The sequence below is a fragment of the Duganella fentianensis genome (assembly GCF_964031615.1).
GTDB lineage: Bacteria > Pseudomonadota > Gammaproteobacteria > Burkholderiales > Burkholderiaceae_D > Rugamonas > Rugamonas fentianensis_A.
In genome coordinates, this window is the sequence record NZ_CAXIQN010000019.1 from 336,728 (window position 1) to 360,502 (window position 23,775).

Annotated in this window: 19 protein-coding genes; 7 read left to right on the forward strand and 12 right to left on the reverse strand. The window is 63.1% G+C overall.

The features are described 5' to 3' along the window. Positions 1–95: 95 nt before the first annotated feature. From ABNT42_RS14155 to ABNT42_RS14170, 4 genes are read left to right on the forward strand one after another with little or no spacing between them, the layout of a single operon-like run. Positions 96–1,229: an efflux RND transporter periplasmic adaptor subunit gene (locus ABNT42_RS14155; RefSeq protein ID WP_348697952.1), complete on the forward strand. Its 1,134-nt coding sequence runs from the start codon at positions 96–98 to the stop codon at positions 1,227–1,229. Continuing rightward, positions 1,229–4,318, forward strand: a complete 3,090-nt coding sequence (locus ABNT42_RS14160) for a CusA/CzcA family heavy metal efflux RND transporter (RefSeq protein WP_348697954.1) — start codon at positions 1,229–1,231, stop codon at positions 4,316–4,318. The genes ABNT42_RS14155 and ABNT42_RS14160 overlap by 1 nt, the downstream gene beginning before the upstream one ends. Continuing rightward, positions 4,308–4,628, forward strand: a complete 321-nt coding sequence (locus tag ABNT42_RS14165; RefSeq protein ID WP_348697956.1) for a DUF3240 family protein — start codon at positions 4,308–4,310, stop codon at positions 4,626–4,628. Before ABNT42_RS14160 ends, ABNT42_RS14165 begins: the two co-directional genes overlap by 11 nt. Continuing rightward, a complete protein-coding gene (locus tag ABNT42_RS14170; protein ID WP_348697958.1) occupies positions 4,625–5,887 on the forward strand; it encodes a TolC family protein in 1,263 nt (420 codons plus the stop codon). Before ABNT42_RS14165 ends, ABNT42_RS14170 begins: the two co-directional genes overlap by 4 nt. Before the next feature lie 87 nt (positions 5,888–5,974). Here the strand turns inward: ABNT42_RS14170 and ABNT42_RS14175 are convergent, their stop codons facing one another. The 7 genes from ABNT42_RS14175 to ABNT42_RS14205 all read right to left on the reverse strand — a co-directional run bounded on the left by ABNT42_RS14175 (position 5,975) and on the right by ABNT42_RS14205 (position 14,316). Beyond that, the gene (locus ABNT42_RS14175; protein ID WP_348697959.1) at positions 5,975–9,073 is read right to left on the reverse strand and encodes a response regulator; all 3,099 of its coding nucleotides are present in this window, start codon (positions 9,071–9,073) and stop codon (positions 5,975–5,977) included. A 35-nt stretch (positions 9,074–9,108) separates the two neighbouring features. Next, positions 9,109–10,266, reverse strand: a complete 1,158-nt coding sequence (locus tag ABNT42_RS14180; protein WP_348697961.1) for an FIST N-terminal domain-containing protein — start codon at positions 10,264–10,266, stop codon at positions 9,109–9,111. Beyond that, positions 10,241–11,362, reverse strand: a complete 1,122-nt coding sequence (locus tag ABNT42_RS14185) for an HD domain-containing phosphohydrolase (RefSeq protein ID WP_348697963.1) — start codon at positions 11,360–11,362, stop codon at positions 10,241–10,243. Before ABNT42_RS14185 ends, ABNT42_RS14180 begins: the two co-directional genes overlap by 26 nt. Positions 11,363–11,537: 175 nt before the next feature. Next, a complete protein-coding gene (locus ABNT42_RS14190; RefSeq protein ID WP_348697965.1) occupies positions 11,538–12,440 on the reverse strand; it encodes an FAD:protein FMN transferase in 903 nt (300 codons plus the stop codon). A gap of 17 nt (positions 12,441–12,457) precedes the next feature. Continuing rightward, the gene (locus ABNT42_RS14195; RefSeq protein ID WP_348697967.1) at positions 12,458–13,561 is read right to left on the reverse strand and encodes a DUF3570 domain-containing protein; all 1,104 of its coding nucleotides are present in this window, start codon (positions 13,559–13,561) and stop codon (positions 12,458–12,460) included. A 12-nt stretch (positions 13,562–13,573) separates the two neighbouring features. Beyond that, the gene (locus ABNT42_RS14200; protein ID WP_348697969.1) at positions 13,574–13,801 is read right to left on the reverse strand and encodes a DUF4266 domain-containing protein; all 228 of its coding nucleotides are present in this window, start codon (positions 13,799–13,801) and stop codon (positions 13,574–13,576) included. Next, positions 13,798–14,316, reverse strand: a complete 519-nt coding sequence (locus ABNT42_RS14205; protein ID WP_348697970.1) for a TlpA disulfide reductase family protein — start codon at positions 14,314–14,316, stop codon at positions 13,798–13,800. The genes ABNT42_RS14200 and ABNT42_RS14205 overlap by 4 nt, the downstream gene beginning before the upstream one ends. A 278-nt stretch (positions 14,317–14,594) precedes the next feature. Between ABNT42_RS14205 and ABNT42_RS14210 the strand changes: the two genes are divergently transcribed. After that, positions 14,595–16,082 carry a DUF4214 domain-containing protein gene (locus ABNT42_RS14210; RefSeq protein WP_348697972.1) on the forward strand — a complete coding sequence of 496 codons (1,488 nt, stop codon included), beginning with the start codon at positions 14,595–14,597 and terminating at the stop codon, positions 16,080–16,082. Positions 16,083–16,091: 9 nt separating this feature from the next. Here ABNT42_RS14210 and ABNT42_RS14215 read toward each other — a convergent pair whose 3' ends face one another. The 4 genes from ABNT42_RS14215 to ABNT42_RS14230 form a co-directional block, all read right to left on the reverse strand. Next, the gene (locus ABNT42_RS14215; protein ID WP_348697974.1) at positions 16,092–16,457 is read right to left on the reverse strand and encodes a flagellar protein FlaG; all 366 of its coding nucleotides are present in this window, start codon (positions 16,455–16,457) and stop codon (positions 16,092–16,094) included. A 185-nt stretch (positions 16,458–16,642) separates the two neighbouring features. Continuing rightward, on the reverse strand, positions 16,643–17,743 hold the full coding sequence (locus tag ABNT42_RS14220) for a pyridoxal-dependent decarboxylase (protein WP_348697976.1): 1,101 nt from the start codon (positions 17,741–17,743) through the stop codon (positions 16,643–16,645). Between the two features lie 153 nt (positions 17,744–17,896). Next, on the reverse strand, positions 17,897–18,361 hold the full coding sequence (locus tag ABNT42_RS14225; protein WP_348697978.1) for a hypothetical protein: 465 nt from the start codon (positions 18,359–18,361) through the stop codon (positions 17,897–17,899). Beyond that, on the reverse strand, positions 18,361–19,455 hold the full coding sequence (locus ABNT42_RS14230; RefSeq protein WP_348697980.1) for a hypothetical protein: 1,095 nt from the start codon (positions 19,453–19,455) through the stop codon (positions 18,361–18,363). Before ABNT42_RS14230 ends, ABNT42_RS14225 begins: the two co-directional genes overlap by 1 nt. Positions 19,456–19,516: 61 nt before the next feature. Here ABNT42_RS14230 and ABNT42_RS14235 point away from each other — a divergent pair, with 61 nt between their 5' ends. Both ABNT42_RS14235 and ABNT42_RS14240 read left to right on the forward strand, forming a co-directional pair. Next, complete coding sequence (locus ABNT42_RS14235) at positions 19,517–21,250, forward strand: ATP-binding protein (protein WP_348697981.1); 1,734 nt, start codon at positions 19,517–19,519, stop codon at positions 21,248–21,250. After that, entirely contained in the window at positions 21,250–22,611 is a 1,362-nt protein-coding gene (locus ABNT42_RS14240; protein WP_348697983.1) for a sigma-54 dependent transcriptional regulator, read from the forward strand. The genes ABNT42_RS14235 and ABNT42_RS14240 overlap by 1 nt, the downstream gene beginning before the upstream one ends. 1 nt (position 22,612) lies before the next feature. On the opposite strand, the gene ABNT42_RS14245 is transcribed toward ABNT42_RS14240, so the two are convergent. Continuing rightward, on the reverse strand, positions 22,613–23,638 hold the full coding sequence (locus ABNT42_RS14245) for a GNAT family N-acetyltransferase (protein WP_348697984.1): 1,026 nt from the start codon (positions 23,636–23,638) through the stop codon (positions 22,613–22,615). Positions 23,639–23,775 lie beyond the last annotated feature (137 nt).

Below are 23,775 nucleotides of genomic sequence, written 5' to 3' on the forward strand. Positions count from 1 at the left end.
TGAAATCCAGCCTATTTTGCAGGGAATTATCGCCTCAGCCCACCATTACGAGCATCTTAGCGGCAATTCTGCTATCGACGCTAGCGGCCAGTCCCGTGCTGGCGGCCAGCGAGCCCCGGTCTAGCCAGCAGATCCGTATCAGCGCCGCCGAGCGTAGTCGCAGCGGTATCAGCACGGTTGCCGCCGTTGCGGCCAGTGCCGAAGCGGCCGGCCATGGCGGCGCCAATGATCTGGCACTGGCTGGCACGGTGGTGGCACCGCCGGCCTTGTTAGCGGTCGCCAGCGCACCGTATGGCGGTGTGGTGCAGCAGGTGCATGCCAGCAGCCTGCAGGGTGTGCGTCAGGGGGCGCCGTTGCTGACCTTGTACAGCCAGCAGTGGCTGGAAGTCCAGCGCGATTACCTGCAGGCCGCCACGCAGGCCAGTCTGGCCGAAGCCAGGGCGCAGCGCGATAGCAGCCTGCATGCGGATGGCATTATCGCCGCCGCCCGGCTGGAAGAAAGCCGTAGCGCCGCCATGCTGGCCCGTCTGGCAGCGGACGAACGGGCGCAGGCCCTGCGCGCGGGTGGCTGGGATAGTCATGCCATCAGCGCGCTGTTGCGCAGCCGTGCCTTGACGCCGGAACTGGTATTACGCGCACCCCGCGCCGGTACTTTGCTGGAACTGGCAGCCGAGCCGGGCGCACGCATCGAAGCGGGCATGCCGCTGGCGCGCATCAGTCGCACGGGTCCCCTGTGGATCGAGTTGCAGGCCAGTCGCGCGCAGGCGGAGCGCTTGCGCGTGGGCGAGATGCTGATGGTACAGGGTTGTGGTAGCGCCCGCGTCATCGCCGTCGGGACTGCCGTCAGTACGGCCAACCAGAGCGTGCCGGTACGCGCCGAACAGCAAGGCAGTAGCGATTGCCTGAAGCTGAACTCCTACGTGGAAGCGCGTATGGCACCGAGTGCCAAGGCCGGTGCAGCGGCACCGGCCGGGGTGCTGGTGCCGGCGGCCGCACTGGTGCGGCGCGGTGCCGAAACCTATGTGTTCGTGCAGAACGCGGCCGGCTTCATGGCGACGCCGGTACAGGCAGTGCAGGCCGGTGGCGACTTGGTGCGCCTGACGGGCAAGGTGGCGGCAGGGGATGCCGTGGCGGTGAAGGGGCTGGTGGTGCTCAAGGGTAGCTGGGCAGGGCTGGGGCACGAGGCGGCGGCCGCTGCTGCAGCGGCGCCCGGCGCAGGAGCTAAATAATGCTGGCCCGTCTGATTGCACTGTCGCTGGCGCAGCGGCTGCTGGTACTGGTGCTGACCGTGCTGCTGATGGCGGCGGGCGTGCAGGCTTTCCGTGGTTTGCCGATTGACGCTTTTCCCGATGTCTCCAGTACCCAGGTAAAGATCATCATGAAGGCACCGGGCATGACTCCCGGCGAAGTGGAAGCCCGGATTGTCGCGCCTATCGAGCAGGAGTTGCTGGGCATACCGAAACAGGCCATGCTGCGTTCCCAGTCCAAATATGCGATTGCCGACATTACGCTGGACTTTGAAGAAGGGACCGATGTGTTCTGGGCGCGCCAGCAGGTCAGCGAACGTCTGGCCGGTGTGATGAAGGATTTGCCGCCTGCCGTCAGTGGCGGGCTGGCGCCGATCACCACGCCGCTGGGCGAAATCTTCATGTTCACCATCGAAGGGCCGTTGAGCCAGATGGAGAAGCGTAGTCTGCTGGACTGGGTGATCCGTCCCCAGTTGCGCAATATTCCCGGCGTGGCCGATGTCAATGCACTGGGCGGACTGGCACGCAGCTTCGAGGTAGTGCCGGATCTGGCTGCGCTGGCAGCACGCCGTATCTCGCTGACCCAGTTGCAGCAGGCGCTGGAAGCGAATAACCGTAGCGATGGCGCAGGCCGGCTGAATGATGGCGAAGAATCCTTGCTGATCCGTAGTGATGGCAGCGTGCGTACTTTTGATGACGTGCGCGCCATCGTGGTACGCAGTACCGAAGGGCAGGTGGTGACGCTGGGGCAGGTCGCCACTGTGCGTGAAGGCCAGCTAACCCGTTATGGCGCGGTGAGCCAGAACGGTGCCGGCGAAGCGGTGCAGGGGCTGGTACTGGCCATGCGGGGCGCGAATGCCCAGCAGGTGCTGGCACAGGTACGCAGCCGGCTGGCCGAACTGGCGCCGACGCTGCCGAAAGGCACCACCATCAGCCCGTTTTATGACCGTGGCAATCTGGTTTCACGCGCCGTTAATACGGTCGTGAAGGCGCTGGCCGAAGCGACCGTGCTGGTAGTCGTGCTGCTCTACGTTTTCCTTGGTAATGTGCGTTCGGCGCTGGTGGTGGCCTGTATTCTGCCGTTGGCAGCACTGGGCACCTTCGTGCTGATGCAGAGCTATGGACTGAGTGCCAATCTGATGTCGCTGGGCGGACTGGCGATCGCCATCGGTATGCTGGTCGATGCGGCCGTGGTGGTGGTGGAGAATATCGAAGCGCATGGCGATGGTGGCGCGCGCGGCATGGCGCGGCTGCACGTGATCTATCGCGCAGTGCGCGAAGTGGCGCTGCCCGTGACGGCCGGTATGCTGGTGATCATGATCGTCTTCCTGCCGCTGCTGTCGTTGCAGGGACTGGAAGGCAAGCTGTTCGCGCCGGTGGCGCTGACCATCATCTTCGCGCTAGGGGCCTCCTTATTGTGTTCGCTGACAGTGATACCGGTACTGGCTTCGCTGCTGATGGGCAGTCACCAGCATGCCACGCCCCGGCTGGTGCAATATCTGGAACAGGCGTATGCCCGCTGGCTGCAGCGCGCCATGGCGGCCGAACGCAAAGTGCTGGCTGCGGCTGGCGCGGCGCTGCTGGTGGCACTGGGCCTGTTCATGGTGGTGGGTAAATCCTTCATGCCGACGCTGGACGAAGGCGACATCATTATGCAGATCGAAAAGCTGCCATCCGTCAGTCTGGCCGAATCGGTGCGCCTCGATAGCGAGATCCAGCGCGCCATCCTGGCCGAGGTGCCCGATGTGCTGCGTATCGTGGCGCGTGCTGGTTCCGATGAACTGGGGCTGGACCCGATGGGGTTGAATGAGACCGATACCTTCATGGTGCTCAAGCCCCGTGAGCAATGGCGCAGCCGGAACAAGGAAGAATTGCTGGAAGCGCTGCGCAAGGCCACGGCCAGCTTCCCCGGCATCAATCTGAGCTTTACCCAGCCGATCGAAATGCGCACTTCGGAAATGCTGTCTGGTGTGCGGGGCGACGTGGCCATCAAAGTGTATGGCCCGGATACCGCGCAGCTTGATGCGCTGGGGGCACAGATCGTGCAGCAGGTGCAGGCTATCCAGGGCGCCGAAGATGTGCTGACCGTGAAGAACGAAGGCGTGCAGTATCTGCAGGTGGAAGTGGACCGGCTGGCGGCCGGTCGGCTGGGCCTGAATGTGGAGCAGGTGCAGGCCGATCTGCGTACCCTGATCGAAGGCCGGATAGCCGGCGTGGTGGTCGAAGGCGGCCGTCGCCTGCCGCTGCTGCTGCGGGGGCAGGAAGGCTTGCGCATGGCGCCGGAACGCTTCGCCCAGTTGCAGCTGCCGCTGGCCGATGGCAGTGCGGTGGCATTGTCGCAGCTGGCCCGCTTGCAGCAGGTCGATGGCCCCGTCAAAGTCGAGCGCGAAAACGGCAGCCGCATGGTGGTGGTGCGCGCCAATGTGAACGGGCGCGATCTGGTAGGCTTCGTCGATGAAGCCAAGGCCCGCATTGGCGCCAGCGTCAAGCTGCCTTCCGGCTACCGCATGGCCTGGGGTGGCCAGTTCGAGAACCAGCAGCGCGCTGCGGCGCGGTTGGCGGTGGTGGTGCCCGTGGCGCTGGCACTGATCTTCCTGCTGCTGTTTAGCACGCTGCATAGCGTACGGCAGGCAGCACTGGTGTTTGTCAACATTCCGTTCGCCCTGATAGGGGGCGTGATGGCGCTGGCCGTGTGCGGCGAGTTCCTGTCGGTGCCGGCCTCCGTGGGCTTTATTGCCCTGATGGGGATAGCGGTGCTGAACGGGCTGGTGATGATTACCTGCTTTAACCAGTTGCTGGCGCGGGGCATGGCACTGGCACAGGTGGTGCAGCAGGGCGCCCAGCGCCGTTTGCGTCCGGTGCTGATGACCGCCTCGATTACGGCGCTGGGACTGGTGCCGCTGCTGCTGGCAACGGGCCCCGGCTCGGAAATCCAGAAGCCGCTGGCGATCGTGGTGATCGGCGGTTTGCTGAGCGCCACTTTGCTGACCCTGATACTGCTACCGATACTGTACCGGCGCTTTGGTGTAGCGCCGCAAGCCCGAACTGCCGGAGTGACCGATGAAACCTGAGACGAGATTTGATACGCTGCTGACGCTGACGCTACCCGCAGCACTGGAAGACGATGTGCTGGACTTTTTACTGGATCACCCTGAATGGGCCGGTGGTTACACGGTAACGGAGGCGCAAGGTATGGGACGCGGCATGCGCCTCAGTAGTACCATGGAACAGGTACAGGGGCGGCGGCGCAGCCGTCAGGTGGCGATCGCCGGCGAAGGCGCGCAATTGCGCCAGTTGCTCGCTGCGCTGGCGCAGCAGATCCCCAGCAGTGAAGTCAGCTACTGGCTGCTGCCCATGACGGAATTCGGGAGGCTGGCATGAAGCGCGCGCTGAAACACTTACCGGCCTTGCTGCTGGCCGTGGGGCTGACAGGCCACAGTAGCTGGGTCGCCGCAGGGGCACTGAGTCTGCTGCCGCCCGATGCGACAGTGCGCGCGACACTGGCCGATCTGCCGCAACTGCGCGCCAGTACGCTGGAGAGCGATCTGGCCCGCGCCGAACAGAAAAAGCTGGCCGCCGGCCCGCATGAATGGATATTGCGGGCAGGCCAGAGCCAGCGCCGGATCACGGGTGGCGAACGCTATCTGGAGCAGGAACTGGGGCTGGAACGTAGCGTACGCTGGTTTGGCAAAGCGGGACAGGATGAAGCGATCGGTGCCCAGACGGTGGCGCTCGCCGCCACCCAGCGCGCTGACACCTGGCATGAGGCGGGGCGTACGCTGCTAGCCGACTGGTTCGAAGCACTACGCGAGCAAGTTGCGGTAGCGCGCTGGCAGGAACAGCAGCAACTGGCGCTGGAGTTGCAGGTGCTGGTTGAAAAGCGGGTCAAGGCGGGCGATGCCGCCCGGCTCGATCTGCTGCAGGCGCAAGCCGAGTATGGCCGCGTCAGCGCCCAGTTGCAGCAGGCGCGCTTGCGACTGGAACAGGTGCTGGGACAGTTGCAGCTGAACTACCGTGGTCTGCCGCTACCACAAGCGACCCAGTTGCCTGTGCCGGAATATGGCAATGCCGAAATTGATACCCTGCAGGCGCGCATACTCGATGACAACCACGAGGTGGAACTGGCGGAAGCGGGCGCCGAGCTGGCGCAGTTGCGGGCGCGCCGCCAGGAGCGCGAGCGTATGCCCGACCCTACCGTGTCATTGCGTGCCGTGCGTGAGCGGGATGGGCAAGAACGTCTGCTGGGCCTATCGCTGTCGATTCCGCTGGGCGGCGCCGTCCGTTCGGCCGAGCGTGATGCGGCCGTAGCGCGGGCTGGCATGGCGCGCGAGCGGCTGGCACTGGTACAGCGCAAAGTGGCCGCCGATGCGCGCCGCGCCGCGACGGAAGGTGTGCGCAGTGTGGCCGTGTGGCAGACGCTGGAACAGGTAGCGCAACAGACGCAGCAACAGGCCAGCCTGATGCTGCGCGCCTATCAGGCCGGTGAACTGACACTGGCCGAAGCACTGACGGGGCGCCGGCTGGCACTGGAGGCGCTGCTGGCAGCGCAAAGTGCGCAGATCGATGCGCTACAGGCGGAAGCCCGGGTGCGGCTGGATGCGCACGAGATCTGGTCGATCGACGAGCCCAAGCACCGCTAAAGCGGATCTCGGCTGGCGCGCACAACGCTAGCCGGCTGCCGTGCGCTGCCCATCCCCAGGCGCCGCCGGCCCGCTGCTGGTAACGCCCTAGTGCAGTCCCAGCGCGCTGCGCAGCGCCTGCGCTAGCAGCGCGAACTCCTGCTCCATGGCGTCGATACGGGGTTCCAGCTGGCTGCCCGCCAGCCCCTGTTCGATCTGGTTGGCCATGTCGGCCAGTGGCTGGGCGTAGAAGATCGCCGCATTGCCCTTGATCGAGTGCGCCATACGGGTAACCGTGGCTTGATCCCCGGCTGCGACGGCTGCGCGCAGCGAAGCGAAATCCTGCGGGAAGATTTCCAGCGCCTGTTCACCGACGATCTCCAGCACTTCCTGTTCAGTTTCGCGCAGCGCCTTGGCGTAGTCGAAGCTGGCTGCTTCGTCGGGGCGCGGATGGTATAGCTCGAGTACGGCGCGCAGCTGGTCGCGCTTGAATGGTTTGGTCAGATAGCCATCCATACCGGCCGCCAGACAGCGCTCCTTGTCGCCCTGCATGGCATTGGCGGTCATGGCGATGATGGGCGTGCGCGCCCCCTGTTCCTGCGCGCGGAAGATACGCGTGGCTTCCAGCCCGTCGATCACCGGCATCTGCATATCCATCAGTACCAGATCGAAGCGCTGGCTAGATAGCTTGTCGAGTGCCTCGCGCCCATCCTGCGCCAGCGTGATGCGGTTGCCCCAGCGCTCCAGCAGGGTGATGGCGAGGCGCTGGTTGGATGGATGATCTTCCACCAGCAGGATGTCGAGCGGTGCCAGCTGGCGTATCTGCGCTGCGCCTTCGCCCGCAACGAGCGGCTGCAGCGGCTGCAGTGGCTCGGCGCCGATGGCCAGCAGGATAGCGTTGGCCAGATCACCCTGCAGTACCGGCTTGGTGATGATCTGGTTGATGCTGACCTGCTGCCAGCGCTCGCTACTCAGGCTGGCCGTCGGCGCCATCACGACCACCGGCGCGCGCTGCGCAACGGGCAGCAGGTTAATCGCGGCTGCCGTTTCGGCACTGTGCTGGTCATGCAGCAGGGCGTCCAGCAGCACGCAGTCGTACCCGCTGTCCGGCTGGCGCAACAGATCCAGAGCGGCAGCGCCGCTGCTGACGGCGGTGACCCGCACCTGCCACTGCACCAGCGTATCGGCCAGAATCTGGCGGCAGCTATCGTTGCCGACCACGAGCAGCACATGGCGCTGAGCGAGTGCACCGAGACGGCTGGACAGGCGGGGCGGGGTATCGCTGCCGGGACAGCTGAACTGTGCGGTGAAATGGAAGGTACTGCCCACGCCTTCCACGCTGTTGACCCAGATGCGCCCGCCCATCAGCGAGACCAGATAACTGGAGATGGTCAGGCCCAGCCCCGTGCCGCCGTAGTGGCGCGTGGTCGAGGTGTCGGCCTGTTCGAACGCTTCGAAGATGGCGGCCTGTTTGGCGGCAGGAATACCGATGCCGCTATCGCGGACCGAGAAATGCAGCGTGCCATGGTCGTCGTAGCGTTCGGCCAGTTCTACCCGAACGATGACTTCGCCCTGACGGGTGAACTTGATGGCATTGCCAACCAGATTCATCAGAATCTGGCGCAGGCGGCCGCCGTCGCCGACCACATAGGCCGGTACTTCCGGTGCGATATAGCAGCCGAATTCCAGCCGTTTGCTGCTTTCCTGCTCGGCCAGCACCTTGAGCGTGTTGCCCACCATGTCCTGTAGATCGAAGCGGGCTTCATCGATTTTCAGTTTGCCCGCTTCAATTTTGGAAAAGTCCAGGATGTCGTTAATGATGGTCAGCAGGGCTTCCGTGGAAGATTTGCTGATAGTCAGGTATTCGCGCTGTTCCGGCGTCAGGCTGGTATCGAGTGCCAGTTCCGTCATGCCCAGAATGCTGTTCATCGGGGTGCGGATTTCGTGGCTCATATTGGCCAGAAAATCGCTCTTGGCACGGGTGGCTGCTTCGGCCGCTTCCTTGGCCAGCAGGGCTTCGCGCTCCAGATTCTTGCGCTCCGTGATATCGGCGATGGTGCCGACCAGTCCGGCCACCTCGCCATCCGGGCGGGTCAGCAAGGCCTTCTGGTAGATGCCTTCGCGCTGGCGCCCATCGGCGGTGGGGATCAGCGCTTCGAATTTCTGCAGTTCCTCGCCGGCAAACAGGCGGCTATCGTAGGCATCGTGCATGGCAGCGCCTGCCGGCGTCAGCAAGTCGTGCACCGTCTTGCCCAGAATGTCGGCGCGCTTGACGTTGAAGAAATGTTCGAAGGCGGGATTGACCTGCTGGTAGCGGCGCTGGGCGTCTTTGACGTACACGGGCAGGGGAATGGCTTCGAACAGCTCTTCCACGAAGTGCAGCTGTTCCTGCAGGCGTTCCATCAGTTCGTGGTGCGCCGTGATATCCGTACGGATGGCAACATACTGGTAAGGCTTGCCATGCTCGTCGAGGAAGGGCACGATGGTGGCATGCACCCAGTACAGGCTGCCATTCTTGGCGCGGTTGCAGACCTGATTGTCCCACACGCGGCCGGAGCGTATGGTGTCCCACAGATTGGCAAAGAATTCTGGCGGATGGTAGGTGGAATTGATCAGGCGGTGGTTGGCGCCTATCAGTTCTTCGCGCGTATAGCCGGACACGCTGCAGAAGCGTTCATTGGCATAGGTAATGTTGCCATCGGGGTCGGTGATGCTGATGATGGCATGCTGATCCATCGCGAACTTCTGGTTTTCCAGCGCGCGCTGGGCCTGCCGCAGGGCCTGTTCGCCGGCACGGCGCTGCTGCACCAGTTCGTTGATCAGCTCGACCACATCGTACAGGTCGCCGCCGCGTCCGTCAGCGCCGGACGGATCGTCCTGCAGTGCCTGGGCGGTTTCGCGCAGCAGGGCGATGGCACTTTCGCGTCTTGCCAGTTCATGGCGCTGGCGTGTGTTGGCTTCGGTCAGTTCGCGCGAGCTCAGTTCCAGACTGCGGGTACGCAAGTCGAGGTCGCGGTCATACTGTTCGTAGGTACGTACCACGCGCTCGAACAGCTCGCCCATGCCCTGCAGACCACGCCGCACGCTGTCCGGTAGTTCGGGCATATCCCCCAGTGCATGCGCTGCGTCCAGAAACGCGCGTAGCTGCTCGGTGTCCTCGAGGCCGGTGGTGCGCTTTAACTGGCGCAGAAAGGTCTTATGCTGCAATGCTGGGCTCCCCTGATGGCCGTTGCCGGCCCGGCTTATGCGGTCTCGCTGATCGTGGTAATGGTCATGGTCTGGTTGTGTACCTCGCAGGCCACGCCCGGTGCGAACGGGGTAATCTCGCCATACGAATAGAAGCCGGTGGCACTGGCCTGTTTGCCCAGCGTGGCGGTAACGGCTTCGATTTCTTCTTCCACCCGGTCACCCATCACCAGCTTGCGGCCCACGCAGGAAACCAGTAGCGCCAGATGGGGCGACTGCGGCTGCTGCATGCTGATGGTTTTTTCCGCCGCCACTTCGGCACCATCGATCAGGGCATCGGTGGAGGCCTGCATCAGGCGCAGGAAGCCGCCCTGATGGATGGCGCCGGCCAGCAGCAGCGAACCATTGGCTTCGTCCACCCCGAGGATGGTGCGGATCAGGCCCACTTCGGACAGATCATCGCCCAGCATTTCGAACGGGAACAGCAGGCCGGAGGCGGGCAGGTCGCGCGCATAGTCACCCAGATAGCGCTTGTACACTTCCAGCGCCGGTTCATTATCGAGTTCGTATAGCAGATTGCCTTCGCAGCGCGTCACGCAGCGGGCCGGACCGAAGGCGCGCCAGCCACCGAAGAAGCCGTGGCCGATCTGCAGTGCAGCACCGGCCAGACCGACCGCCACCACAGCGCGTGGCGTGATGCCGCCGTTTCCTATGGTCCATGTTTGCTGGAAGGCGCCATTGTCGCCCGCCAGTCCGCCCATGATGGGCAGGCTGGAACCCAGCGCAGCCGTCATGCCGGCCACCAGTGCGCTACCATTCACAGCCACGCCGGGAGCGAACACCAGCACGCCGCGCAGTTCCGGATGGGCCAGCTGTTTGCCGACTTTCTGGCCGGCCGCATACGAAGCTTCCAGTGCCGTTAGTTCGGTGGCAGCCGAGATGATCCGGGCATGGTTGAAATGCACGGCGGTGACCACGGCCGTGCCTTCCTGCACGCAGGCGCCGGAAATTTCGCCTGCCGTCGAGCAGCCTATCAGCTGGGCAGCGGGAAACGCTGCCTGCAGTTGTGCAGCCAGCTGGGCGGTACCGGCTTCCGTGGCAAAAAACTGCGGTGCAGCAAACACCAGTACCAGCTGCGGGGCAATCGCGCTCAGCGGTCCTAGGGCGGCGGCGACGTCGTCGCCCGGTTTAAAGCTGGCTTGCTGGATCTGCATGGCTGGCGCTCGCTGGGTCGGGTTGGCTGGAATCGTTACTGTCTAGGCTGTCGCAATGGTCGATGCCGATCTGGGTGCGCACCTTCAGCACTTCATCCCAGACCTTGAGGAAGGCGGCCACGCATTCGGGATCGAAATGGTTGCCGCTGTTTTCGATCAGGAAGTTGCGGGCGCGGTCCAGTTCCCAGGCGCGCTTGTAGGGACGGGCCGAGGTCAGCGCGTCGAACACGTCGGAGACGGCGACGATACGGCTGAACAGGGGAATTTCGTGTCCGCGCAGGCCACGCGGATAACCGCTGCCATCAAATTTTTCATGGTGACACAGGGCGATTTCGGCGGCCGCATCGAGGATGGGGGAAGGGCTGTTGCTCAGGATCGCGTAGCCGATTTCCGCGTGCTGCTTCATGATGAAGAATTCGTCCGGATCGAGCCGGCCCGGCTTCAGCAGGATGTGATCGGGGATGCCTACCTTGCCGATATCGTGCATGGGGGCTGCTTCCAGCAGCAAGGTCTGATCGGCTGCGCTCAGGCCCATTTCGGCACCCACCAGCCGGGCGATATGGGCCATGCGCAGAATGTGGTTGCCCGTCTCGGGGTCGCGGTACTCGGCGGCGCGGCTCAGCCGGACGATGGTATCGCGCTCGCGCTCGACGATGGCGCGGGTGGCTTGCGCCACTTCATCGGCCAGCAGCGCGGCGCGATCGCTCAGCAGGCGCTGGCTGCGCCGCATGGTGGCCATATTGCGGATACGGGCGATGAATTCGCTCTTGTCGACCGGCTTGTTGAGGAAGTCGGTAGCGCCGGATTCCAGCGCCGCTACCCGTACCTGTTTCTGGTCGTTGGCGGTGATCATGATCACCGGCACATCGCGCATATGCGGCATACGGGTCAGGCGCTTGACCACTTCGATGCCATCCGGCGCAGGCATCATGTAATCGACGATAACAATGTCGGCACCATGTTGCTCGCACCAGTTCAAGGCTTCGGCCGAAACATTGAAGCATAGCGGATCCAGTCCGTCGATACGTGCAACGAAATTCTTGAACAGGGAGAGGTTAATCTCCGAATCATCGACAATGACGACGGAAAGCTTCATAGGTCCAGACAAATGTAAAAAAACGGCCAAACTACCTTGTTGCACCCCGAATATAGATGGTGGCTACTAAATAAGCAATGGCTGGAGGAAATATTAGCCGCCTCGGCGCGCCAGTGTTGCGGCCATGCTGATCAAAGTGTTGCGGCACCTGCCGCAGGCGGCACTAAGTCTTGATCTAGGCTGGCTGGTGGCGTACTGCCTGATGGGCCCGGCCTTGCTGGTCGATGGCCAGATAGCTATAGCCGCTTGCATCAAGAAAGTCGATAGCCAGTTGCTGCTTCAGCATGGCGATGGTGCAAACACCCCCTGCCACGATGGCTAGCGGCGCCAGCACCGTGACACTGCGCCAGTGCTGTACTGGCTGGCCGTCGCGCGGATCGAGAATGTGGCAGTAGCGCCTGCCATCCAGTTCGAAAAAGCGTTCATAGTCGCCGCTGGTGGTGAGCGCCCCCTGCAGCACGGGAATGCTGGCGATGATGCGTTCGCGCTGGCGCGGGTCCTGTATGCCGATCTGCCATGGTGTGCCATTCGGACGGGGACCGAGGATGCGGAAGTCGCCTGCCAGATTGATATAGCCATACTGCACGCCATGCTGGCGCAGTACATCGGCGGCGCGGTCGGCGGCATACTCTTTGCCGAAGCCGCCGAAATCGAGCTGCATGCCGGCCTGCGGCAGATAGACGCTGTCGCCCGCGCGCTGCACGCGCTGCCAGCCAATCAGTGTCAGGGTATCTGCCAGCGCGGATGGATCGGGCAGGCGCGGCTGGCGAAAATCCCATACTTGCCGCAGCACGCCGGAGGTGAGATCGAACAGACCATCGCTATGCTGGTATAGCTGGTCGGCAAATTGCAGAAGTGCCAAAGTTTCTTCGTCGCAGTTGACCGCCGACTGGCCCGCTGCCTGATTGATCTGCGCCACGATGCTGTTGCTGCGGTAGCGTGAATACTTGTGCTCGATGCGCGCGACTTCCGCCATCGCAGCCGCGGCCAGCGCCTGTGCGCTGGCCAGATCGCTGGCGGCCAGCACGATTTCGCACTGGCTGGCCATGGCAGCAAAGGGCAGGCGGAAAATCTCCATGACGTCAGTGCATCGCCTCAGAACTGGCGCGTCAGTGCGAACTGCAGGATGCGGGCGCGGAACGGTGCCAGATTGCGGCTGCCGCTAGCCGACCACGCCCAGTTGCTGCGCTGTTCGTAGTGCTGGGCGCGCAGATCCACGCTCCACAGGCCCAGCTTCCTGCTCACCGTCAGGCCCAGCGTACGGGCACCGAACGCGGCCAGCCGCTGTTCCTCCGTGTAGTAAGCGGCGGACGCGGGCGGGTTAGTGGGGAAGGGATCGAAGTTGCTGTCATGCTCGACATAAAACTCGGCCGCACTCTGGCTGTACAGCCGCACTTGCGGCGTCAGCGTCCATCCGCCCGCCAGCGGCTGGACATATTCTGCCGTCAGCGTATGGGCGCGGATGGCGAAGCTATCCTGATAGTAACGGTAGCTCAGACGACTCGTGCCGCCGCTAGCCTCCAGATGATGGTTCCAGCGCAGCAGCAAGGTTTCATGGTTACGCGTACGGGGCCGCTGGTCAAAGATCTTATAGGGATCGCTATAGTAGCCCTGGCCCCGGGATACGCCCAGCAGCAACTGCGCCAGATCGTGCGTGCTCAGCACCTGCGTCCAGCCCAGCGACATGTCGGTGACGCGCTTGCGTTCGTTGCTGACGAGCTGGTTGCTAGGGTCTATGGTATCGCGCAGTATGTTGATGCCGGCATTCCACGTGGTGTTCTTGTCTTCGGTCGACAAGGTGCCGGCCAGACTCAGCCCGCGCGAGACGTAATCCGCCTCGGCCGAATAGCTGGCGCCGATAGTGGCAGTAGTCAAGTCCGTGTAATGCGTGACACTGACATCGGTAGCGCGGCGCTGGTCGTGCAGACGGGTCAGCGCTTCCGTGTGGTAGGCTGGCGAGGCGCCCGTGATGCTGTCGACGATATGGTTGGCACTGAGCGACCAGGCGCTGCCCACCGGCGTCATCAGGCTGACTTCCGGTGCCGTTACCCGCACGCGGTTGGCGCCCGGCTGACTGTCCTGATAGTCGAGGTATTTGAATGCCAGCGTACCGTTTTCCGGCGGCGCTTCGGCCTGTGCCGATAACAGGGGCAGGCTGAGGGCGGCGGCGAGCAGGCTGCGGGTGGAGTTCTGGCTCATGCAGGCATCCCTTTAATAGCAACCGCAGCCGCCGCCGTTGGCACCGCTGCCACCGGAAGCGCCTTCGCGGCTGGAATAGATATGTTCATTGAATTCGTTGCCGATGTTGTCGCCAGCGAAGGTCATTTCGGGCTTGGCCAGTATGCCTTTCTGCCATGGCTGTACCGGCGCGAGGCTGGCGCAGCCGCTCAGTTGCAGGCAGACGGCCAGCACGCAGCCAGCGAGGATGAAACGCTTCATGGTGACACTCCCAGTGCAGTCGTAATCTGACGTTCGAGTTCGGCGCGTGCGCCCTGATTGAAGCCGGCATGCACGCTGAGCACCTTGCCATCCGGGCCGATCAGCACGCTGCTGGGCATGCCTTTGATGCGGTACAACTGGGCCGAACTGCCCGCCGGATCATAGGCGATCGTGAACTGGGCCGGTACGCTGGCCAGAAAGTTGCGGGCATCCTCGGCCTTGGCGTCGAGATTGACGGCGAGCACCTGCAAGCCTTGGGCGCCGTAACGGGCTTGCATCTCGTTCATCCATGGAAACGATTGCTTGCAGGGGCCACACCAAGAGGCCCAGAAGTCCAGATAGACGGTTTTGCCACGGTAGTCGCTCAGCCGGATAGGGCCTTGAGCCCCTGTCAGATTAAAGTCGGGCGCAGCACTGCCCGCTTCAAGTGGCGCGGCCTGAACTAGCGGCAGCAGACCGCTCAGGGCAAGAATACACAGCGCACGGCGGCGCCAGCGGGAAGTTGTGCTTGGCATGGGATGGCAGCAGAGGTTGATCTTGCTTTGATTCAAGCAATTTTGATGCCACGGAGGAAGAAAGGCAAGCGGCGGAAACAATCCGGGCGCTAGAGCAACAGATTGCCGGCGCAGTGCGTGGAATGCTGCAATAATTGCCGACAAAACTTGCAGTGTGCAAGATATTGCAGTGCCGGAAAGCTGCGCCTAGCCTTGCGGGAAGTCAGGCACGTAGCTTGCTACGACGTAGTGTAGATGAGTTAACCGGACGCATGCGTCGAAATCAGTGGAGGTAGTAGATGGCAACAATTTTTGGCACAGCCAATAATGATTCCTGGACCGTGGTACAGGCAGGCAATTTCACGCTGGATGGACTGGCGGGAGTCGATACGCTGAATCTGGGTACCTCCAAGCTGAGCGATTATGTGCTGGCGCAGCAGAGTGACGGTTCGATCACGGTGGATAGCGTTTCCGGCGCCAGCTCAGTGCTGCATGCCAAGCTGTACAACATTGAAAAGCTGCTCTTCAACAGTGGCCGCAGCACGGTCGATCTGACCACCTATTTCGGCGACACGCTGGCGCCTACGCTGGTGAGCAGCACCCCGGCCAATGGCGCCAGCAAGGTGGCGACGACGGCCAATCTGGTATTGACGTTTAGTGAAAGCATCAAGTTCGGTAGCGGCAGCATACAGTTACAGACTGCCGCCGGCGAGCTAGTGGAGACTTTTACTGCCGCCAGCAGTGGCGTTACCCTCAGCGGTACGACGCTGACCATCAATCCGGCCAGCGATCTGGCACTGGGCAGCGGCTACAAGCTGGTGATCGGCGCGACTGCGCTGAGCGATACTGCCGGTAACGCCTATGCCGGTGTGACGGCGAGCTTTACCACTGTGGCAGCCAATCATGTTGCGAGCGGAAGCGTGACCATCAGCGGTACTGCGCAGACGGGCCAGACCCTGACGGCGCAGAACACACTGGGAGATGCGGATGGACTGGGGGCATTCAGCTACCAGTGGCTGGCCAACGGCGTGGCGATCAGTGGCGCGACCGGCAATACCCTGACGCTGGGCACGGCGCAGGCCGGTGCGGCCATCAGCGTGCAACTGTCCTATACCGATGGCTCGGGCTATGCGGAGAACGTGGCCAGTGCCGCGACCGGATTAGTGGCCGGGGTGTACAGCGGTACTGCTGCCAGCGAGGTACTGGTCAATAGTGCGGGCAACGACCAGATCGATGGTGGTGCCGGCATCGACAAAGTGCTGTATCACGGTAACCGCGCCGATTACACGGTGGTGGCGAGTGGCAATGGTTATACGCTGACGGATAAGACGGGTGCGGAAGGCAGCGATACGCTGACGAATATCGAACGGCTACAGTTTGCCGACACCACTCTGGCGCTGGATATCAGCGGCGTGGGTGGGCAGGCTTACCGGTTGTATCAGGCCGCATTCAATCGCACGCCCGATAGCGGCGGGGTGGGATTCTGGATCTATCAGATGGACAAAGGTATGTCGCTCAACGAAGTGGCCGGCTATTTTGTCACCAGCAAGGAATTCACTGACATGTATGGCACGAATCTGAGCAATGCCGCCTTTATCGACAAGCTATACCAGAACGTGCTGCACCGTTCCGGCGATGCGGGTGGCGTGGCTTTCTGGCTCAACTACATGGATAACGGTGGCGGCACCCAGGCGCAGGTGCTGGCCTATTTCGGCGAGAGTGCCGAAAACGTCAGCACGCTGGCGGCCACCATCGGACAGGGTTTTACCTACACACCATACGGCTGAACCTGCGCTTCAGGCCTGTCCTTTCAGGAGCAGGCCGGTTTTGCTCTGCAGGTCCTTGCTGATATCGAGTGCCTGCTGCGACGGGAACTGGCGCAAAATTTTCTTGGTCTCCGTGTCGACCACCTTGATGACAGACGCGCCACTGCTGTCGTCGATGCTGAACTGCACTTCGCTGTTATCTTTCAGGTAACGGTTGATGGCGTCGACTGAATTCTTTAGCTGGTTCTTGTCCAGTGTTACGGCAGTGGCCGGCGCAGCAGGGCTGGATTCGGCAGGAGCGGCCTCGGCAGAAACAACGGCGGGGGATGGCTCGGCTGCCTTGACTTCGCTCGTCCAGGTTTGACCGTTCGGGCTAGTAATCGGAGTGAGTTTCATCGCGTGCTCTTTCCTAAAAGTGTGGCCATGCGGCGTGCTGCACAGTGCAACTGCCTGCAGCAATTTTTTTGCCGCTACTGTCTGGTATAACGGCAGCCGCGCGGATAATTAAAGGGCAGCCATTGCTGCGCTACGGCTTTTTTTCAGTTCGCAGCTCCTGTCTTCAGAGAAATATTTATTAAAATTCAAGCGCTTAGGCTGGCCTGGGTGCTGGCGCGGCGGGGCGAACTAGCCGCTGCCAGCAGTGCAGCCAGCAACTGATCCAGCTGTTCCGGCGTCAGGCTGGCATCCTGCACTGCGACCCGTATGGCCAGTTGCTGTCCGATTCTGCAGCTGCTGATGGCGCAGGGGCTAGTGCCCTGCAGGCTGGCGACGATGGTCTGGTTCAGTGCATCGGATGCGCCAGCGGCATAGCGCAGGCAGACCACATTCAGCGTCACCGGCAGCAGTAATTCGAGTGCCGCTTGCTGCTGTACTGCCAGCCCGAAGCGGCGTGCCAGCGCGCAGCAGCGCGAAAGCTGCCTCCCCAGCTCGCTTGCTGGTAAGGCCAGCTGCTGCCACTGTGCCAACGCACGCAGACTGGTCGCCAACTGGGCGGCCAGATCCGGTGTAGCGGGCCGGCGTGCGCTCACGACGCCACTGGACGGTGGACGGCTGAACAGAATTGCTGTGGGATAAGGCTGCAGTCCCCAGCGGTACAGATCGAAGCTCAGCGAGCCGGCCTGTTCCATGCCACCCAGCAACGGTGCCAGATCCGGTGCCAGTCTTGCCAGCGCACCGTAGCTGGCATCCAGATGCAGCCACATGTTTTCGTCACGGGCGATGGCGGCCAGTCGTCCCAGCGCGTCGACCGTGCCGTTTTCGCTATTACCTGCCGCCCCGCACAGGAAGAAGGGCTGCAGTCCGGCATCGCGGTCGGCGCGCACGGCGGCCTGCAGCAGATCGCAGCGTAGGCGTCCGGCGCCGTCGGTGGCGATCTGGCGCAGGGCGGCGGCATCGTAGCCGGCCTGTTCGAAAGCCAGCGCGATGCTGCCATGCGCCATGTCGGAACAATAGGCCACCAGATGATGGTCGTTACCGGCCAGGTGGCCTGCGCAGTTCAGGCGGGCTAGCCGCAAGGCATGTAGATGGGCCTGTGAGCTGGAGGGGAAATAGTCGGTACTGGCATATTCGCTCAGGCCGGTCAGGCGACGCAAGCCCTGTCCCAGCGCTGGCAGATCAGGCAGGGGGGTGACGCTGGCTGCAGGTCCGCTGTGGGGATCGGAGGCAAAGTGGTGGACTAGCATGGCGGTTTCCGTGGATGGCGGCACATGCTGATGCCGTGCCTGGTGCCATTACTGAACGCAAAAACGGTGCCAGCCCGCGAGGCGGATTGCGCTGCCGCTAGCGCGCCAGAATCTGCAGGACACTGCAAATTCTGTCAGCAGAGTTTGCAGTCGCTAGTGGCTGCAGCTACTACTGCCTTCCAGCCGCAGCAGTACGCTGACGCGATGATCGACATTGCACACGGAAATATAGCCGATCGCCCCCGGTGTGCTGGCCACCAGACGGATCACAGCTTCTTCCGAGGCCAGTACAAAGGGTGGTAACACGCCGTGGAAATACTGGTCGCGCCAGTAGTCTTCCAGCTCTTCCGGATTGCGGCCATAGATCTGCTGGGTGAAGCTGCGCCGCAGCGGGTGGCTGGCAGGCAAGTTGACGGCCTGGATGCGGCTGCCATCGTCCCAGTAGCGCTTTCTGTGCTTGAAGATCTGGCCGACCTGCTCGCGTCCCAGCCGTGGCGGCGTGGCGCCGCTGGCCATGACAATGGCTAAGGCCGGCTCATCCGGGGCGGCCTGCACGGCGGCAGGGCCTAGTACTGTCAGTGCTGCCAGCAGCAGGCGTATGAGTAAGCGCCGGCGCATCAGAACAGCACGCTCGCCGACGCCAGCAGGCCGCTGCGCGCGCCTTCCGGACCGCTGTCGTGGATGTTTTCCAGTTTGATCGAGACGGCGCGGCTATAGCGGTAGTTCAGCCCTATGACTTTGCGCTGCAGTGGCCGCTTCATCATGGGCATGCTGATGTGTTCCAGTCGCGCAACGGCGCTGACCGAACCGTGTACCGGCAGCACCGCCTGCACGAAGCTGCCGTGGTCGCTGTGCACGGCGCCGGCGCTGGACTGGCGTCTTAGCGCTTCGCCGCTGAATTCGTAGCCGTGTCTGGCCCACATGAAATCGAGCGCCAGCAAGCGCTTGTATTCGCCATGTTTCCAGAAGGGGCCGGGGCGGCCGGGGTTCTGTTCGAAGCGTGCCATCGACAGCCCCAGTTGCAGGGTGTCGCCGACCGGCACGACCAGCCGGCCACCATAGGCATGGTCGAACGGGGTCTGGGTGGGATCGGGCTGCAGCTGGCTGCCGGCCGAGTGGTAGAGCATATATTCGACGCTGCGCCCGCCCAGTTCGGCGCTGCCCATGGCCATGACGCCCGTCACATTGTCCGGAAACAGGTCGCGCGTCAGCAGGGGGCGGGCAGTGGTCCAGACTAGCGGATCGGCATGCACCTGATTCCAGCGTCCGATCGGGGTGAGGAATTTGCCGGCGCGCAGGGTCAGATTGTCGCTGAAGCTGTAGTCGAGGTAGAGCCGTTCGACTGACAGGAAGCGGCTACCCTCGCGTTCGTATTCGTGGTCATGGTCGGCCGTGTGATTTTCCTGATTGTCCCATTCAGTGAAGAATTTCAGGCGGGGGCCGATGTCGGACCACAGAAACAGGCTGAAATGGCTGACCGAAGCTGGCGTCTTTTCGTAGTCCATCTGCTGCCACTGGGCCGACGCATAGCCGCCCACCCGCACGCCGGTACGGCCCAGTTCCAGCCCGTCGCCCAGCACATAGCCATGGCTGCTACTGTCCTGCTGGGCCAGTGCGGGCAGGGCGGCGCCAGCCAGCAGCGCTGCGATCGCCGATCCCGCCGCGCTCCCCTTCAGGCTGGCGCGAATTTTTTTCATTGCGTGGAACGCCATTTGCTTTCCTTGTTTCATACAGTCATCGTACACTAGACCAGTGAATATCAGAACGACCTTGTTGCGCGCCTTCCTTCTGCTCGGCCTGGTACCAGCCATGGTGCTGGCCGCGCTGGCATTTTTCAAAGCGCGTCAGTCCATGCAGGACGAGATCGAACGGGGGCTGGTCAATCAGGCCCACGCGGTCGCTGCCGATGTCAATAAAATCCTGTTCGAACGTTTGCAGAATGGTGCCGCCTGGAGCACGTTTGAAGTGATGCAGGACGTGCAGGTGCAGGACGTCGACAAACGTCTAAGCAATTTTCTTGCCAAATTACAGGTAGGCTATGGCGGTGTGTACCGCCGTCTGGATGTGCTGAACAACCAGCAGCAGGTGGTCGCCAGCAGTGATGCCGGCGCACTGGGGCAGACGCTGGCGCTGGCCCCCGTCTGGAAGCAGGTCGAGCTGGCAGGCGCGCAACTGGTGCTGGAACGTCCGGCCGAGGCCATGCTACGTATCCGTGTGGCGCTCTACAACCAGTACAGTGCCAGCCGGCAGGGCGAGCTGGTGCTGGCCGTAGACTGGCAGCCGGTGCAGGAGCTGCTCAGTCACGCTGCACAGGGCCATGCTGTGCTGCTGCTCGATAGCGATGGCAGCGTGCTGGCTTCGGCCGGTACGCTGGGCGGGTTAGCCGTGCGGCCGGGCTTGCAGTTGGCCGACTGGCAACTGGACAAGCTGGGCGAAAGCGCTTTCGTGCATGCCGGGCCGGACCCGCAGATGCATCAGGTACTGGCCGGACTGGGGCGTTCGCCCGTGTATGCCGGCTTTAGCGGGGTGGGGCTGAGCGTGCTGGTACTGCAGGAAAGCGCGCTGGCGCTGGCGCCGGTGCGGAATATGGCGCTGATGTCGCTGGCCATATTGCTGCTGCTCGTACTGGCGACTGTGGTGGCTGCGCGCAAGATCAGCGCCACCATCGCCGACCCTATCGTGGCCCTGACGGCCTACACCCGCAGTTACCAGCTCGGGCAGGATGTGCAGATGCCGCCGCCGCTTGCACAGGGCGAGCTGGGCGAGCTGGGCAACGCCTACGGGCAGATGATGCGCGATATCGATCAGGCGCGGGGGCGGCTGGTCAAGACGGCCAAACTGGCTGTGATCGGCGAAATGGCGGCGGTGATCATCCACGAAGTACGCACCCCGCTGGGCATCTTGCGTTCGTCGGCGCAGATGCTGCGGCGCGAGCAGAAGATTAGCGAACAGGGCAAGGAATTACTGGGCTTTATCGAAAGCGAGACGGCGCGCCTGAACAATCTGGTATCGGCCATGCTCGATAGCGCACGGGCGCGCCCGCTCTACATGGCGCGCTGCGATCTGCACCAGCTGATCCGTCATGCTGCCAGCTTGCTGGCCAATCAGCTGGAACAGCGCGCCATCGTCATCGAGGAAGCACTGCAGGCGGCTGATCCGTGGCTGGATGGCGATAGCGAACAGCTGACCCAGGTGCTGCTCAACCTGCTGCATAATGCCATGCAGGTGATGGCGCAGGGTGGCGCTATCCGGATCAGCACAGTGCTGGACGGTCACCGCCTGCAAGTTGAAATGGAAGACGATGGCCCCGGTATTGCGCCGGCCGACCGCAGCCGCGTGTTCGAAGCCTTCTTCTTCCGGCGCGAAGGCGGAGTCGGGCTGGGGCTGGCCATCGTCCAGCAAATCATCCAGGCGCATGCAGGCGAGATCAGTGTCGATGCGGGGCGCTCGGGCGGCGCGCGCTTCATCATCCGCCTGCCGCGCCAGATCCTCATGAATGGAGAGTAATGCTGCATCAACGTTATGTCCTCGTCGTCGATGACGAACCGAATATGCGCCGTGTGCTGGAAATCATGCTGCGCAATGCCGGCCATGTGGTGTATGGCGCTGCCAACGGGCGCGAAGCGCTGGTGCAACTGGCGGCCCACCCGGTCGATCTGGTGCTGACCGATATGCGTATGCCGGAACTGGACGGCATGGGGCTGCTGCGCGCCTTGCGCGAAGAAGGCAATCAGGTGCCGGTCATCGTCATCACGGCGCACGGCACGGTGCAGTCGGCCGTGGAAGCCATGCGCTACGGGGCAAGTGATTACATCTTGCGGCCATTCGATCTGGAAGCGCTGGAGCTGGCGATTGCGCGCACCCTGGGCGAAGCGGCATTGCAGCGCCAGAACCGTTTCATGCGCGAAGAGATCAACCGTGGCTGGGACGAATTTGTCGGCACCAGCGCCCCCATGCGCGAAGTCTACAACCTGATACAGCAGGTCGCACCCACCAAGGCATCCGTCATGATTGCCGGCGAGACGGGCACCGGCAAGGAGCTGGCCGCGCGCGCCATCCATAACGCTTCACCCCGGCGCGACAAGCTGTTCGTGCCGATCAACTGCGCCGCGATACCGGCCGAAATGCTGGAGGCAGAGCTGTTCGGCTACGACAAGGGCGCTTTCACGGGCGCGCTGAAGGACCGCATCGGCAAATTCGAACTGGCGAACGAGGGCACGGTCTTTCTTGACGAAATGACGGAAATGCCGATGGCGCTGCAGACCAAGCTGTTGCGCTTCCTGCAGGACAATATGATAGAAAGGCTGGGCAGCAACCGCCGGCAGGAGCTCGATCTGCGCATCATCGCTGCCACCAACCGCAAGCCGCTCGATGCCGTGCGCGAAGGCACGCTGCGCGAGGATCTGTACTATCGCCTGAATGTGTTTCCTGTTGCCTTGCCGCCCTTGCGCGAACGCAAGGACGATATTCCTGCGCTGGCGCGCCACTTCGCCCGCAAGTTCGGCTACCGCGGCAGCCAAGAAGCCATGCTGGACGACGCCGTGCTGGCGGCGCTGCAGGCGTACGACTGGCCCGGCAATGTACGCGAATTGCAGAACGTGATGGAGCGGGCGCTGGTACTGAGCGGCGGCGCAGCGCCCCGCGCCAGCCACTTTTCGCTACAGACCAGTCCCCCCGTCAGCAGTGTCGTGCAGCCAGTGCCGGTCGGGCCGCTGGGACCAGCGGTGGAACAGTTCGAAGCACGCCTGATCGAGCACGCCTTGCGCGAGGCTGGCGGTAACAAGCCGCGCGCAGCGGCGGCGCTCGATATCAGCGAACGCACGCTGTGGTACAAGCTCAAGAAACTCTGGCCACGCGAGACACCTTGACTCAGCCGTACTGGCGCAGCAAGGCCAGTCTGGCCTGATGCCAGCGCTGCAGCAGACGGTTGGCGGCGGTGTCGCGCAGTAGCAGCACATGGCTGCGTAGCGTCACCGTGTTGCTGGACTGGTAGTGATGGCCCGGCTGGCCATAGCCGAATTCCACCCGCCGGTACTGGCCGCCGCATTGGTCGCACAGATAGGCCAGCACCAGTTGCAGGATGCTGGTGCCGGCCGATAGGGATTGCCATGCGGGCGCCGGCAGAATGTTGAACAGGTGGCAGACCGCGCCGGCCTGCAAGCCCAGAATCACACCGCAGCAGTGCGGTCCCGCGTCGATGCGGAAGCACATCAGCAATCCATGCTGCGCCAACGCCTGCATCTCCCGTGTGTCCCATAATTGCCGCCGTCGTGTCGGCGGGCAGCATATTGCCAGCCCCTGTTCCAGCGCATCAAGCCGGTCTGGCGTGCGGATCAGCTCCAGCGCCAGTTCGCCGCCCGCTGCCGCGGCTAGCTGACGCTGCTGACGCTTGAGGTTGTAGCGGCGTTTGCTGCCCATCTGATTCAGCAGGGCGGCATAACTAGCCGGCAGTTGCATGCTGTGGCAGGCGCGCCAGCCATGCAGCGGCAGGGCGAGGGCGGCGTGGCTGCGCTGCAGATGCTGCCAGATGGCATGCGTCTGCGGCAAGGCGCGGTATACCAGTGCCTGTACGCGCGGAAATTCAGCCAGCAGGTAGCTGTGCAGCGCCTCCAGCAGATCTGTATCGGCCGGCAACAGCGGGCTGCTGCCTAGCAGGACTAGCTGTTCTCGCTGGCGCGGGCGCCAGCGCGCCAGCGGTGCCACTGCCAGTCCGGTATGCAGCACGGGGATCAGCCCCAGACGCTGATGGCTGGCTGCGGCGTAGGCACCATACAGGTGGAAGCGCTGGTGCGCTTGCGGGCAGCCGGTGAGAAAGTCGGCAAAAGCGGGGCCCTGATAGATTGCTTCCCAGCTGGGGCTGGCTGCGGCCAGCTGCTGCCACGCTGCACGCAGCAAGGCGCCGCTGCGGTGGTGGTCTAACGCTCGGAAATAGTAGGGAGAAGAACACATGGTGGCCAGACATTCGCATATCTGGCCACCTTGCGGTTTGCGCGAGATCGAAGCGCAGGACCGGTGGCTACCGGCCGCGATGA